Raw genomic sequence first — 13040 nt, 5'->3', positions numbered from 1 at the left:
AACGATGAGAAGGGGCCGGATGCACAGCGCAGGGGATGGAAAGCGACAACGGTTTCTGGAACGGCTGCCGCTGTTCGCGGACCGGCCATGGACTGCGCTTGGCCTGGCGCTGCTGATCAGCGGCGGGGCGATTGCCCTGCGGTTCGCCACTGACAAGCTGCTGCCGCCCGGCTTTCCCTATGTCACCTTCTTTCCCGCCGTCATCCTGATCTCGTTCCTGCTGGGCGTGCGGATGGGCGCGCTGGCGGCGCTGATCTGCGGTGTCGTTGCCTGGTATTTTTTCATCCCCGAATTCAACAGCTTCACCCTGCACGGGTCGGGCGTTGTCGCGCTGGGGTTCTATCTGTTCGTCGTCGTCACCGACATTTTCCTCGTCCACTGGCTGCAACAGGCAAACAAGGGGCTGGCGGTTGAGCGCGAACTGAACCGATCGCTCGCCGAAACCCGCGCGCTGCTGTTCAACGAATTGCAGCATCGCGTGTCGAACAATCTTCAGGTTGCGGCCGGCCTGTTGTCGCTGCAACGGCGCGGCATTCAGGATGAACAGGCAAAGGGCGCGCTGGACGAGGCTTCGCGCCGCCTTGCCCTGATCGGCCGGATCAGCCGCCAGCTTTATCATGCCGACGGCGCGGCCCGCTCGCTGCACGAGTTTCTCAAGCCGCTCTGCGCCGACATTGTCGAGGCCAGCGGCCAGACCGGCATCCAGTGCCGGATCGAGGCGGAACAGGATGCTGCCGTTTCCCCGGATCAGGCCGTGCCCCTGGCGCTGATCGTGGCAGAGGCGATGGCCAATGCCATCGAACATGGCTTTGCCGGCCGCGAAACCGGCACCATCCGCGTGTCGCTGACCCGCGATGCCGATGGCCAGATGCAGGTCGATGTGATGGACGATGGCCATGGTCTGCCCGACGGGTTCGATCTGGCCAAGAGCGACAGTCTGGGCCTGCGCATCGCGGCGATGCTGGCCAAGCAGCTCAATGGCACGTTCGAACTGTTCGCTGCCAGCGGCACGACGGCCCGGCTCGTCCTGCCCGCCTGACCGGCAGATACGTGCGTGTGAAGCGCGGCCCGTTCAGCGTTCCTGTCTGAGCGGGCGGGCAAGCAGCGTGCCGATCACCCCGGCCACATCCGATCCGTTCAGCAGTGCACACACCGCATCGACCACCGGCATTTCCACGCCCGCCGCCCGTGCCGCCTTGGCCAGCACCGGCGCGGTCGATGCGCCCTCCGCCACCGTGCGCCGGTCGGCCAGCAGGTCGGCGGCGCGCTGCCCCCGGCCCAGTCCCACGCCCAGCGAGAAATTGCGGCTGCTGGTCGATGAACAGGTCAGCACCAGGTCGCCCAGCCCCGACAGCCCGGCCAGCGTTTCCGCCCGCGCGCCCAGCGCCAGGCCGAACCGCGTCATTTCGGCAAAACCGCGCGCGATCAGCGCCGCCCGCGCATTCTGGCCCAGCCCCGCGCCCTCAACCACGCCGCACGCGATGGCGAGCACATTCTTGACCGCGCCGCCCACCTCGGCCCCGGTCACGTCGTCGGTGACATAGGGGCGGAATGTCGGCAACGCGATCACCATGGCCAGTTCGCCCGCCAGCGCCGCGTCCGCCGCCGCCAGCGTCACCGCCGTCGGCTGGCCCCGCGCCACTTCATGGGCAAAAGTCGGGCCGGACAGGACCGCAATCGGCGCATCCGGCACCGCCTCTGCCGCCACCTGATGCATCAGTTTCAGCGATCCCGCCTCGATCCCCTTGGAACACAGGATCAGCGGTGCGGTGATCGCGGGCAGCCCGGTCAGCACGCTGCGCATATGCTGGGCCGGCGTCACCACCAGCACCGCCCGACTTTCGGCCAGTGCGGACAGGTCACCGGTCATCGCAATGGCCGGGGACAGGGGCACGCCCGGCAGGTACAGGCGGTTTTCCCGCGTCGCCCCCACGGCCTCGATAACCGCGGCATTGCGCGACCACAGCCGCACCTCGTGCCCCGCCATGGCCAGCACCTGCGCCAGCGCGGTGCCCCATGCGCCCGCGCCGATGACGCCGACGGGCGCGCTCATGCCTTTACTCCTGCGCCGCGCACGGGCGCTGCATCGGGGTCGAGCGGCCAGCGCGGCCGGGCGGGCAGATCCAGCGGATCGGTCAGCCCGGCGGCGAATCGCTCTGCCCCGGCCCAGGCGATCATCGCCGCATTGTCCGTGCACAGCCACAGCGGCGGCGCGACAAAGGGCAGGCCATGCGCCGCTGCCAGCGCTTCCAGCGCACCGCGCACCGCCTTGTTGGCCGCAACGCCGCCCGCCACGACCAGCGCGGTCGGGGCCGTTGCCCCCCTCGCTCGTCCTGAGCCTGTCGAAGGACGCTCCCCTAACGCCTGCGTTGGGCGATATCCTTCGACAGGCTCAGGATGAGCGGGTTGCGGCTGTAACGCGGAATAAGCAAAAGACTTTTTCAGCGCGATCCGGGTGCGATCGACCAGGCAATCGACCGCCGCCTGCTGAAACGATGCGGCAATGTCCTGCGGCCGGTGCCGCCCCGATTCGACCGCGCGCAGCACCGCGCTTTTCAGACCCGCGAACGAGAAATGCGGCTCGCCCGTGCCGACCAGCGGGCGGGGCAGCGGCACGGCATGGGGATCACCGCTCATCGCCATGCGCTCCACCGCCGGGCCGCCGGGATAGCCAAGGCCGAGCAGCTTGGCCGATTTGTCGAATGCCTCGCCCGCCGCATCGTCGATCGTCGTCGCCAGCCGCCGATATTGCCCGACGCCCTCAACCAGCAACAGCTGGCAATGCCCCCCGGACACCAGCAGCAACAGATAGGGAAAGGAAAGGTCCGCATCGGCAAGGCGCGGGCTGAGCGCATGGCCCTCAAGGTGATTCACCCCGATCAGCGGCTTGCCCGCCGCCAGCGCCAGCGCCTTGCCGGTGACCAGCCCGACCATCACCCCGCCGATCAGGCCGGGTCCTGCCGTCGCCGCAATCGCGTCGACATCGTTCAGCGTGACGTTCGCCTCGGCCAGTGCCTGTTCGATCAGCGGACCCAGCATCTCGACATGGGCGCGCGCCGCGATTTCGGGAACAACCCCGCCATAGGGCGCGTGCGCCGCTTCCTGTCCCGCCAGCGCATGGGCCAGGATCCGGCGATCGCCGGTGACCAGCGCGGCGGCGGTTTCGTCGCAGCTCGATTCAAGTCCCAGGATCAGCATGGCTTTCCCTTAGTCCCGCCACCCGCTAGCACAAGCCATGGCTCTTTCCGCTCCCTTCCGTCTCGGCACCCGCGGCTCCCCGCTGGCGCTCACCCAGGCCAACATGACCCGCGCCGCGTTGATCGCCGCACATGGCTGGGATGACGCAGATGTGGAGATCGTCGTCATCAAGACAACCGGCGACCGGGTTCAGGACCGGGCGCTCGCCGAAATCGGCGGCAAGGCGCTGTGGACCAAGGAACTGGACCGCGCCCTGTTGCAGGGGGAAGTGGACGCCTGTGTCCATTCGATGAAGGATGTGGAAACGATCCGCCCGACGCCGATCGCGCTGGCCGCCATGTTGCCGCGTGCCGATGTGCGTGACCGGCTGATCGGTGCGGACAGCATCGATGCGCTGAAACAGGGTGCGGTGGTCGGCACCAGCTCGCCGCGCCGCTTGGCGCAATTGCTCAATCTGCGCCCCGATCTGTCGATCACGCTGCTGCGCGGCAATGTCGACACGCGGCTGGCGGCGGTATCGGGCGGCACGGTCGATGCGACCCTGCTGGCCGCGGCCGGACTGGAACGGCTGGGCAAGGCGGATGGTACCGCCATTCCGCTGGACGTGATGCTGCCCGCCCCGTCGCAGGGCGCGGTGGGGATCGAGGTGCGGGCAGAGGATGAACGCTCGCGCACGATCATCGACGCGATCAACCATGCGGATACCTGTACCTGTGTCGGGGCCGAACGCGCGATGCTGGCGGCACTGGGTGCGGATTGCCATTCGCCGGTCGCCGCGCTTGCCCGGATCGAGGGGGATCAAGTCGTCCTTCGGGCGCAGCTGTTCAGCATGGACGGAACCGACACCGTGCGGGGTCAGGCCGCGTCCGCCATCGGCGATATCGCCATGCCGGAGGCGCTGGCCGCCGATCTGCTCGCCCGCGCGCCCGAACCCGTCGCCCGGCTGTTCGCGGGGCAATGACCCGGCCCATCGCCGTGCTGCGCCCGCAACCGGGTAATGCGGCGACGGTGGCGCGGATAGGGGGGGCGGGGCGATCCGCCCTTGCGCTGCCGCTGTTCGAAATCCGTCCGCTCGACTGGACGCCGCCCGATCCGGCCGGGTTCGACGCGCTCATCCTGACCAGTGCCAATGCCGTGCGCCATGCCGGGCCGGGGCTGGCGCGGCTGGCCGTGCTGCCCGTGCTGGCGGTGGGGGATGCGACCGCAAGCGCGGCGCGTGATGCCGGGCTGACCGTGCGGGCCGTCGGCGATGGCGACGCCGCCGCGCTGGCCGATCTGGCCGTGACGCACGGCATCACCCGCGCCCTGCACCTCGCCGGGGCGGATCATCGCGACCTGCCACCAACGGTGGTTGCCCGGACCCTTCCCGTCTATGCCAGCGTGCCGCGTGATGCCGACCTGTCGGCGCTGACCGGTGCCATCGCCCTGGTCCACTCGCCCGCTGCTGCCGAACGGCTGGCGATGCTGGTCGATGCACAGCAGCTGGACCGGGCCGGCATCGCGGTTGCCGTGATCAGTGCTGCTGCCGCCGCTGCCTGTGGCGGCGGCTGGGCTGCGCTGGCCGTGGCCGCCCGCCCGCGCGAGGATGCGCTGCTTGCCGCCGCGCTGGCCCTGGACGATTGACCCGCCGGGGCGGGGCGGGGATAAGCGGGCATGATGATGCCCAGCAGTGATCCCGTCAGTTCCCCGTCCTTGCGCCAGGACCGGCAGGGCCGGGGCGGGTGGCTGCCCATCCTGATCGCCTTTGCCGCCGGGCTTGCCGCGATGGCCGCCGCCTTCTGGTTCTGGGGTCCCGATATCGCCCGGTTGCGCTCGCCCGGTGCCGCGCCGACGCCGGCCGCGGCACCCGAAGAGCCCGAACTGGACGCCGGACAGCGGGCCGGCCGAGTCGCAGCGCTGGAATCGCGCGAGACGGAACTGGCCGAACGGATTGCCGGGCTGGAACAGCGGCTGGCCAGTGTCGACAACGACACGCGCCTGGCCTCCAGCTTCGCCAGCCGCGCCGAAAGCCTGCTGATCGCCTTTGCCGCCCGCCGCGCGATCGATCGCGGCCTTGCCCTTGGCTATGTCGAGGGACAGCTTCGCACCCGCTTTTCGGCATCGGAGCCGGAGGCGGTGGCCACGGTCATCACCGCGGCGCGCGAACCGGTGACGCTTGAGGAACTGCGCGCCGCACTCGACACGCTTGCCCCCCGCCTGCTGGCGCAGGGGCGCAGCGAGGATTGGTGGACCGCGCTTCGCCGCGAGCTGGGTCAGCTGATCATCGTGCGCCAGGAAACGGCTCAGAGCACCCTGCCCGCCGACCGGCTGGCCCGCGCCCTCCGCCTGATCGACGCCGGTCAGGTGGAGGCCGCGCTGGCCGAGGTGAACCGGATGCCCGGCGCGGCCGCGGGACAGGCGTGGATGAGCGCCGCCCGACGCTTTATCGAGGCGCGCCGTGCGCTCAATGCGCTGGAAACCGCCGCTATTCAGGGCCGGGTGATCGCCCCCGCACTGCCCGCCAATCCGCCGCTGATCAGCGCCCCGGCCACGCCGACACCGGCCGAGCCGGTGCCTGTGCCGACCCCCTGATCCCCGCAGCCGCGATGACGCCGCCGGATCGTCAACCGGTGCTGAACGGCACGCTGGTCCAGCTTCGCCCGACCGTGGCGGCGGATTTCGACGCCCTGTTCGCCGTCGCCGCCGATCCGCTGATCTGGGCAGTGCACCCCGCGCATGATCGCTGGCAGAAACCGGTATTCCGCGCCTTTTTCGATGCAGGGCTGGCATCGGGCGGCGCGCTGACCATCCTGGACCGGGCAACCGGCGCCGTCATCGGCTCCAGCCGGTACGACAACTGGCTGCCTGATGCGGACGAGATCGAAATCGGCTGGACCTTTATCGCCCGCAGCCATTGGGGTGGCATCTATAACCGCGAGATCAAGCGGCTGATGCTGGAACACATCCACCGTTTTGTCGGCACCGCAACCTTCATGGTCGGCGCGGACAATATCCGTTCCCGCCGGGCGATGGAGAAAATCGGCGGCATCCTGCGCGACGGCACCCATCAGCGGCTGATGGCGGGCGAGATGAAGCCGCATGTCGTGTACGAGATCGCACGGCCGTGAAGCCCCTTGCCGGCATCCGCGTGCTGGAACTTGCGCGCATCCTGGCCGGGCCGTGGTGCGGGCAGTTGCTCGCCGATCTGGGGGCGGAAGTCATCAAGGTGGAGCGGCCCGGCGCAGGGGACGATACCCGCCACTGGGGCCCGCCTTTTGTCACCGGGCCCGACGGCGCGCACCTGGACGCCGCCTATTTCCACGCCTGCAATCGCGGCAAGACCAGCCGGTTCATCGACATCACGACGCCGGAGGGGCAGGCAGAAATACGCGCGCTCGCCATGGACAGCGATGTGGTGATCGAGAATTACAAGGTCGGCGGCCTTGCCCGCTACGGCCTTGATCACGCCAGCCTTTCCGCGCTGAACCCGCGGCTTGTCACCTGTTCGATCACCGGCTTTGGTCAGACCGGCCCCTATGCCCCGCGTGCGGGCTATGACTTCATCATACAGGCGATGGGCGGCGCCATGTCGATGACGGGGGAGCCCGATGGCGCGCCTCAGAAATCGGGCATCGCCTATGCCGATCTGTTCACCGGCGTCTATTCGGCGGTCGCCATTCTGGCGGCGCTGCGCCAGCGGGACGAAAGCGGCCGGGGCGCGCATATCGACATGGCGCTGCTCGACACGCAGGTCGCGGTGCTCGCCAATCAGGCGCTGAACTGGATGGCCAGCGGGGTGACGCCGCACCGGGCGGGCAATGGGCACGCCAATCTCGCCCCCTATCAGACGTTCGAGACGGCGGATGGCGCGCTGGTCGTCGCGGTCGGCAACGATGCGCAATTCGCCCGGCTGTGCGGCGTGCTGGGCCTGGCCCACATGGCGACCGATCCCCGGTTCGCTACCAATCCGGGCCGCGTCGCGAACCGGGCGGCGCTGATCCCGCCGCTGGCCGGGGCAATCCGCGGCTGGCAAAAGGCGGCGCTGTATGAGGCGCTGGAGCGGGCAGGCATCCCCGCCGGGCCGATCAACACCATCCCCGAAACCTTTGCCGATGCTCAGGTCGCGGCGCGCGGCATGGCGATCCGCCCGGATGGCGTGCCGGGCCTGGCCAGCCCCATCGTCATCGATGGCGAGCGGATGGTGGCGGACAGGGCCAGCCCCGCGCGCCCGCCGGCATCCTGACCGGTTACGGGCGGTCGGCTGCCGCCTCGTCGGCCTGTGCCGGTAACGGCTGTCCCCGCAACTGGGCCAGCACCTGCCACCCGGTGATGAACAATGCGGCCACCAGCGGGCCGACCACGATGCCGCTGATCCCCAGCAGCTCGATCCCGCCCAGCGTGGTCACCAGGATCAGCCAGTCGGGAATCCCGGTATCGCGCCCGACCAGCAGCGGCCGCAGAATGTTGTCAACCAGGCCAATCAGCACGACGCCGGAGACGATGACTACCACCGCCTGCCAGATCGCGCCCGTCGCCAGCAGATAGATGGCAACCGGTACCCAGATGATCGCCGGGCCGATCGCCGGCAGCAGAGACGCGATTGCCATCAACACGCCCCACAGCAGCGATGCGGGCAGCCCGACGATCCAGAAGGTGATGGCCCCCAGCGCGCCCTGCGCCAGCGCGACCAGCCCCGACCCCTTGATCGTCGCGCGCACCACGACGACGAACCGTTCGGCCAGCCGATCGGCCACCGCGCGCTCCAGCGGCAGGGCGCGGACCACCGCCGGGCCAAGCTGCTCGCCATCGCGCAACAGGAAATAGGTGACATACAGGCCGACGCCGAACACCAGCAGGAAACTGGCGGCATTGGCCCCGATCGATAGCGCACTGGTCGCCAGCATCGACGCGCTCTGTGTCAGTGCGCGGGTCAGCTGTGCCTGTACCCGTTCGAAACTGCCATAGCCGGACCGGTCGATGAACGACTGGATCCGGTCAGGCAGCGCGTTGTGAACCTGTTCGAAATAGGTGGCAAAATTGATCTGTCCGCCGCGCATCTGGGTGAATACGCCGGCCGCCTGATCGATCACCATCGTTGCGATGGTGACGGCGGGAATCACCACCGACACCGTGATGATCGCCAGCGTGACCAGGGCCGCGGTATTGCGCTTGCCCGGCCAGCGTTCCAGCGCGCGCTGGAACATCGGCTGGAACAGCAATGCCGCCAGCGATGCCCAGAGCAGCGCGCCCAGAAACCCGGAAACGATCATCACCATGCCGATGGTGGCCAGCGCCAGGAATACGAACAGGCCGCCCTGCTCCACGCTGGCGCGGTTCAACCGCATCAAATCCGCTCTCCGTTCAGCAGCCGGGGCAGCTTGCCGCTCTCGCCGCGCGCCTCGGCCATCAGGCGGTTCTTGATCGGCGGCAGCCTGTCGATCGCGCTCATCCCGAACCGGCGGATGGCGGATGCGGCCTTGCCCGGCACGCCATAGATGCGGGTCAGGCTGTCCGTCGCCAGCGCGACCAGGAACGTGTCCAGTCCGCGCCACCGCTGATACCGGACCATCAGTTCCGGGTCGCCAAGGTCCAGGCCCAGCCTTTTGCCCTCCACCAGCACCTCGACCAGCGCGGCGGCATCGCGAAAGCCCAGATTGACGCCCTGCCCGGCGATCGGGTGGATGCCGTGGGCCGCATCGCCGATCAGCGCCAGCCGGTCGGCGGTGATGCGCGCGGCGTGGTGAAAGCCGAGCGGATAGCTGGATCGCGGCGACAGGCCCCATATGCGGCCCAGCACGCTGCCCATCCGCTTTTCCGCCTCCGCCAGATAGGCGCGCTCCGACAGTTTCAGCATTCCCGGCGCCTCGGCCGATTCGACCGTCCATACCAGCGCGGACCGGTGCCCATCGGCATCGTCCAGCATCGGCAGGATGGCAAACGGCCCTGCGGGGTAGAAAATCTCGAACGCCACATTGTCGTGCGGCACCTCGTGATGGAACGCGGTGATCATCGCCACATGATCATAGGACCAGCGGGCGACGGGAATGCCCGCCGCCTCCCGCGTCGGGGATGGCCGACCGTCCGCGCCGACCAGCAGCTGCGCACGAACCGTCGTCCCGTCGTTCAGTGTCGCGGTCACGCCGTGCGGGCCACGCTCGACCTTTGTCGCGCGGGTCAACATCCGCTGATCGACATGGGCCGCATCGCGCGCTGCCTCGAACAGCGCGGTTTTCAGCCGCCAGTTCTCGATCATCACGCCCAGCGCGTCGTCCCCCGGATCAGTCAGGAAATCCAGCACACCGGGGGCCAGCCCGTCGGTTGCGCGGATCGCGCGAATCGGGCAGCCATGGTCGGCCACGCGGGAAATCACGCCGATGGCGGTCAGCATCCGGTAACTGGTGCTCGATACCGCCGACGCGCGACCATCGAATTCGGATGCCAGAACGACGGCCGGATCGGCGGGATCGACGATGATCGACGTGACGCCGTGCACGTCCAGCGCGACGGCCAGGGCATTGCCGACCAGCCCCCCGCCAAGGATAAGGACATCGGCCTGGGCATCGGCGGGGGCGGGGGCGGTTGGTTCCATGGGCAACCATCTAATGCGCCGCGCATCCGCTGCCAATGGCGACCGCTTGACGCCAGACTCCGGTCAAGCGAGACTCCGGCCGCGCTTTCTTCCATTCATCGTTCCGGAATTTCGACCATGGCCAGCCGCCCGTCCCCAATGCTGATGCGATCGGCGATCCGCGACGGCGCGGTCCGCTCCATGGCCCTGATCGGCGGGCTGGCGCTGCTTGTCCTCACCCTGCTGGCGGGCGTGGCGCTGGCCACCTATTCGCCGGCCGATCCTGCGCTCAACACGGCGGCGGGCGGGCTGGTGATCAACCGGATGGGCATTGTGGGTGCCTATGTCGCCGAACTGATCTTGTTCCTGTTCGGCGTTGCGGGCGTCCTTTTGCTGCCGCTTGGCCTTGTCATCGCCTGGCGGTTGCTGCGCGACACCGGCCTTGGCGGCTGGCGCGGGATGCTGCGCGATTGCGTGATCGGCGTGCTGCTGATGGGGCTGGCCATGGGGTTCCTGTGGCGCGATGCGATGGCGGACCTGCCGGCCGGCTGGGGCGGCATCGTCGGCCTGGGCGTTGCTGGCGGGGTGCGGTCGCTGATCGAGCTGATCGGTGGGCCGGTGGTCACGCTATGGGCATCGCGGCTGCTGGCGGTGGCCTCGTTCCTTGGCGGGGTGATGCTGTGGTCGCGCGCTTTGTCCATTGCCTGGCCGCGCCCGTCGCTGCGTCTGCCGCGTCTGCGCCGCGATGGCGGGGATGCCGCTGCCGCACCCGCCCCGGCGCGGGAACGTCGCAGCGCCCCTGTGCCGTTCGACAGTGACGAGGATGACGTGACCGGCATCGAGGATGCGGCCCCGCGCCGCCCGGTGATTGCCGAACCGCGCCCTGCGCCCGTCATCGCCGATCGCGCCGCGCCGCCTGCCGTGGCCAAGCCAAAGGCGGTGCAGACCAGTTTCGACCTCAAGGACGATTACCGCCTGCCGTCCATCGACCTGCTGAAACCATCGCCGCCGCGCAAGAATGCGGGCGCCGACCGTGCCGCGCTGGAGCGCAATTCCCGCCTGCTCGAAACCGTGCTCGACGATTTTAACGTGAAGGGTCAGATTGTTAAGGTCTCGCCCGGCCCGGTCGTCACCATGTACGAACTGGAACCGGCGGCTGGGATCAAGGCCAGCCGCGTCATCGCGCTGGCTGACGACATCGCCCGCAACATGAGCGCGATCTCCGCCCGCGTCGCCACCATTCCGGGGCGCAGCGTGATCGGCATCGAACTGCCCAACGCCAATCGCGAAATGGTCAGCCTGCATGAACTGGTCGCCAGCCAGTCGTTCGAGGACATGAACGCGCAGCTGCCCATCGTGCTCGGCAAGAACATCGCGGGCGATCCCGTCATCGCCGATCTTGCCCCCATGCCGCACCTCTTGGTCGCGGGCACCACCGGTTCGGGCAAGTCCGTCGGCCTGAATGCCATGATCCTGTCGCTGCTCTATCGCCTGACCCCTGATCAGTGCCGCATGATCATGATCGACCCCAAGATGCTGGAACTCAGCATCTACAAGGGCATCCCGCACCTTCTCGCCGATGTGGTGACCGAGCCGCCAAAGGCGGTGCGCGCGCTGAAATGGGCGGTCGAGCAGATGGAGGAACGCTATCGCATGATGGCGAACGTCAATGTCCGCAACCTTGCCAGCTTCAACGAAAAGGTCCGCACCGCGCGTGCCAAGGGCGAAAAGCTGGGCCGCCGGGTGCAGGTCGGATATGAGGATGGCAAGCCGGTCTATGAGGAGGAAATCCTCGACCTGACCCCGCTGCCCCAGATCGTGATCGTGGTGGACGAACTGGCCGACCTGATGATGACCGCGGGCAAGGAGGTGGAGTTCCTGATCCAGCGGCTGGCGCAAAAAGCGCGGGCGGCCGGCATCCACCTGATCATGGCGACGCAGCGCCCCTCGGTCGACGTCATCACCGGCGTCATCAAGGCGAACCTGCCCCGCCGCATCAGTTTCCACGTTACGTCCAAGATCGATTCGCGCACGATCCTCGGCGAACAGGGCGCCGAACAGCTGCTGGGCAAGGGCGACATGCTCTACATGTCCGGCGGCAAGCAGCTTGCCCGCATCCACGGCCCGTTCGTCAGCGACGAGGAGGTTCAGGCGGTGGCCGATCACTGGCGCGCCCAGGGCGAACCCGATTATATCGACGCCGTGACCGAGGAGCCGGAGGATGGCGGCTTTGCGCTCGATGGCTCCCCCGTCGACGGCGACAGCCCGGAGGACAATCAGTACCGCCAGGCGATCATGTTCGTCGCGTCAAACCAGAAAGCATCGACCAGCTGGCTCCAGCGCCAGATGCGCATCGGCTACAACTCCGCCGCGCGCCTGATCGAGCGGATGGAAAAGGACGGGCTGGTCGGCCGCCCCGACCATGTTGGCCGACGCGAGGTGCTGATGGACGAGGACGGCCGCCCGCTGAATTGATCGCAACCCGATGGGTTCACCGCGCGTTCAATGCCGCCAGCTTAGCCCGTGTCCGATGATCTGGAGAATGACCCCCATGTTCCGCCCCCTTGGCGCCGCCCTTGCGCTGACCGCCATTGCAGCGCCCGTCGCCATCCATGCACAGGCGCAGAATGTGACGCTGGCCGATGTGCAGCGTCATCTGTCCGCGACCGAAACCATGACCGCCGCGTTCAGCCAGACCGACCGCGCGGGCAAGGTGCTGACCGGCACGCTCACCCTGAAAAAGCCGGGCAAGATCCGTTTCCAGTATGAAAAGGGCGTACCGATCCTGATCGTCAGCGACGGCAAGTCGCTCTATTTCCTTGATTATCAGGTGGGCCAGAAACAGCGCTGGCCCGTCGGCAATTCGCCGCTGTCGATCCTGCTCAACCCCGACCGCGACGCATCGAAATATGCCCGCATTGTGCCCAGCGTCGATCCCGGCGTGGTGACGGTGGAGGCCTATGATCCCAAGCGGCCCGAATATGGCCGGATCCGCCTGATTTTCGTGCGCAATGCTGCTGCGCCTGCGGGCCTGATGCTGCAGGGCTGGGTCGCCACGGACGCGCAGAGCAACCGCACGACGATCCGCCTGAGCCAGCAGAAGTTCAACGGCCCGGTGGGCGACAACGCCTTCAAGTTCAACGAACCGCGCAAACCCGCCCGGCCAAGCTGAACGGTCCCGTTCATATTGGGGCAATCTTGCCGCTGCTATTTCCGATCCTGTGATGCGCCCCGCCGGGATTCCCCCCTGTTGCCCGGCCCCCGCGCGTCACGCCTGCGTGACGAACGCACGGTT

Annotated in this window: 12 protein-coding genes; 8 read left to right on the top strand and 4 right to left on the bottom strand. The window is 68.2% G+C overall.

The features are described from left to right. The first annotated feature begins 19 nt into the window (after positions 1-19). Complete coding sequence (locus ACNI3Q_RS05145) at positions 20-1039, top strand: sensor histidine kinase (protein WP_426274563.1); 1020 nt, start codon at positions 20-22, stop codon at positions 1037-1039. A 33-nt stretch (positions 1040-1072) separates the two neighbouring features. Here ACNI3Q_RS05145 and ACNI3Q_RS05140 read toward each other — a convergent pair whose 3' ends face one another. Both ACNI3Q_RS05140 and tsaD read right to left on the bottom strand, forming a co-directional pair. Continuing rightward, the gene (locus ACNI3Q_RS05140) at positions 1073-2053 is read right to left on the bottom strand and encodes an NAD(P)H-dependent glycerol-3-phosphate dehydrogenase (RefSeq protein WP_426274561.1); all 981 of its coding nucleotides are present in this window, start codon (positions 2051-2053) and stop codon (positions 1073-1075) included. Then, positions 2050-3198: a tRNA (adenosine(37)-N6)-threonylcarbamoyltransferase complex transferase subunit TsaD gene (gene tsaD, locus ACNI3Q_RS05135; RefSeq protein ID WP_426274559.1), complete on the bottom strand. Its 1149-nt coding sequence runs from the start codon at positions 3196-3198 to the stop codon at positions 2050-2052. Before tsaD ends, ACNI3Q_RS05140 begins: the two co-directional genes overlap by 4 nt. A gap of 37 nt (positions 3199-3235) precedes the next feature. On the opposite strand from tsaD, the gene hemC reads away from it, so the two are divergent. The 5 genes from hemC to ACNI3Q_RS05110 are packed head-to-tail and all read left to right on the top strand — an operon-like array spanning position 3236 to position 7420. Further along, the gene (gene hemC, locus ACNI3Q_RS05130) at positions 3236-4159 is read left to right on the top strand and encodes a hydroxymethylbilane synthase (protein WP_426274557.1); all 924 of its coding nucleotides are present in this window, start codon (positions 3236-3238) and stop codon (positions 4157-4159) included. Further along, the gene (locus ACNI3Q_RS05125; RefSeq protein ID WP_426274555.1) at positions 4156-4821 is read left to right on the top strand and encodes a uroporphyrinogen-III synthase; all 666 of its coding nucleotides are present in this window, start codon (positions 4156-4158) and stop codon (positions 4819-4821) included. Before hemC ends, ACNI3Q_RS05125 begins: the two co-directional genes overlap by 4 nt. Before the next feature lie 30 nt (positions 4822-4851). Then, a complete protein-coding gene (locus ACNI3Q_RS05120) occupies positions 4852-5769 on the top strand; it encodes a hypothetical protein (RefSeq protein ID WP_426274553.1) in 918 nt (305 codons plus the stop codon). Between the two features lie 14 nt (positions 5770-5783). Continuing rightward, positions 5784-6305 carry a GNAT family N-acetyltransferase gene (locus ACNI3Q_RS05115; RefSeq protein WP_426274551.1) on the top strand — a complete coding sequence of 174 codons (522 nt, stop codon included), beginning with the start codon at positions 5784-5786 and terminating at the stop codon, positions 6303-6305. Continuing rightward, entirely contained in the window at positions 6302-7420 is a 1119-nt protein-coding gene (locus ACNI3Q_RS05110) for a CaiB/BaiF CoA transferase family protein (RefSeq protein WP_426274549.1), read from the top strand. The genes ACNI3Q_RS05115 and ACNI3Q_RS05110 overlap by 4 nt, the downstream gene beginning before the upstream one ends. A gap of 4 nt (positions 7421-7424) precedes the next feature. Here ACNI3Q_RS05110 and ACNI3Q_RS05105 read toward each other — a convergent pair whose 3' ends face one another. Both ACNI3Q_RS05105 and ACNI3Q_RS05100 read right to left on the bottom strand, forming a co-directional pair. Continuing rightward, complete coding sequence (locus tag ACNI3Q_RS05105; protein ID WP_426274547.1) at positions 7425-8522, bottom strand: AI-2E family transporter; 1098 nt, start codon at positions 8520-8522, stop codon at positions 7425-7427. Further along, on the bottom strand, positions 8522-9766 hold the full coding sequence (locus ACNI3Q_RS05100) for a UbiH/UbiF/VisC/COQ6 family ubiquinone biosynthesis hydroxylase (RefSeq protein WP_426274545.1): 1245 nt from the start codon (positions 9764-9766) through the stop codon (positions 8522-8524). Before ACNI3Q_RS05100 ends, ACNI3Q_RS05105 begins: the two co-directional genes overlap by 1 nt. Positions 9767-9883: 117 nt before the next feature. On the opposite strand from ACNI3Q_RS05100, the gene ACNI3Q_RS05095 reads away from it, so the two are divergent. Then, positions 9884-12220: an FtsK/SpoIIIE family DNA translocase gene (locus ACNI3Q_RS05095; protein WP_426274543.1), complete on the top strand. Its 2337-nt coding sequence runs from the start codon at positions 9884-9886 to the stop codon at positions 12218-12220. Positions 12221-12296: 76 nt separating this feature from the next. After that, the gene (locus ACNI3Q_RS05090) at positions 12297-12917 is read left to right on the top strand and encodes a LolA family protein (protein ID WP_426274541.1); all 621 of its coding nucleotides are present in this window, start codon (positions 12297-12299) and stop codon (positions 12915-12917) included. Positions 12918-13040 lie beyond the last annotated feature (123 nt).

The sequence above is a fragment of the Sphingomonas eleionomae genome (assembly GCF_049889035.1).
GTDB lineage: Bacteria > Pseudomonadota > Alphaproteobacteria > Sphingomonadales > Sphingomonadaceae > Sphingomonas.
Note: the sequence above shows the minus strand (reverse complement) of the source record. Positions and strands in the feature narration are given on the sequence as shown.

Excerpts from the sequence above, each read along its gene's own strand:
- ACNI3Q_RS05140 (WP_426274561.1), bottom strand. The coding sequence starts at position 2,053 with ATGAGCGCGCCCGTCGGCGTCATCGGCGCGGGCGCATGGGGCACCGCG.
- ACNI3Q_RS05120 (WP_426274553.1), top strand. The coding sequence starts at position 4,852 with ATGATGATGCCCAGCAGTGATCCCGTCAGTTCCCCGTCCTTGCGCCAG.
- ACNI3Q_RS05090 (WP_426274541.1), top strand. The coding sequence starts at position 12,297 with ATGTTCCGCCCCCTTGGCGCCGCCCTTGCGCTGACCGCCATTGCAGCG.
- ACNI3Q_RS05095 (WP_426274543.1), top strand. The coding sequence starts at position 9,884 with ATGGCCAGCCGCCCGTCCCCAATGCTGATGCGATCGGCGATCCGCGAC.
- ACNI3Q_RS05145 (WP_426274563.1), top strand. The coding sequence starts at position 20 with ATGCACAGCGCAGGGGATGGAAAGCGACAACGGTTTCTGGAACGGCTG.
- ACNI3Q_RS05105 (WP_426274547.1), bottom strand. The coding sequence starts at position 8,522 with ATGCGGTTGAACCGCGCCAGCGTGGAGCAGGGCGGCCTGTTCGTATTC.
- tsaD (WP_426274559.1), bottom strand. The coding sequence starts at position 3,198 with ATGCTGATCCTGGGACTTGAATCGAGCTGCGACGAAACCGCCGCCGCG.
- hemC (WP_426274557.1), top strand. The coding sequence starts at position 3,236 with ATGGCTCTTTCCGCTCCCTTCCGTCTCGGCACCCGCGGCTCCCCGCTG.
- ACNI3Q_RS05125 (WP_426274555.1), top strand. The coding sequence starts at position 4,156 with ATGACCCGGCCCATCGCCGTGCTGCGCCCGCAACCGGGTAATGCGGCG.
- ACNI3Q_RS05100 (WP_426274545.1), bottom strand. The coding sequence starts at position 9,766 with ATGGAACCAACCGCCCCCGCCCCCGCCGATGCCCAGGCCGATGTCCTT.
- ACNI3Q_RS05115 (WP_426274551.1), top strand. The coding sequence starts at position 5,784 with ATGACGCCGCCGGATCGTCAACCGGTGCTGAACGGCACGCTGGTCCAG.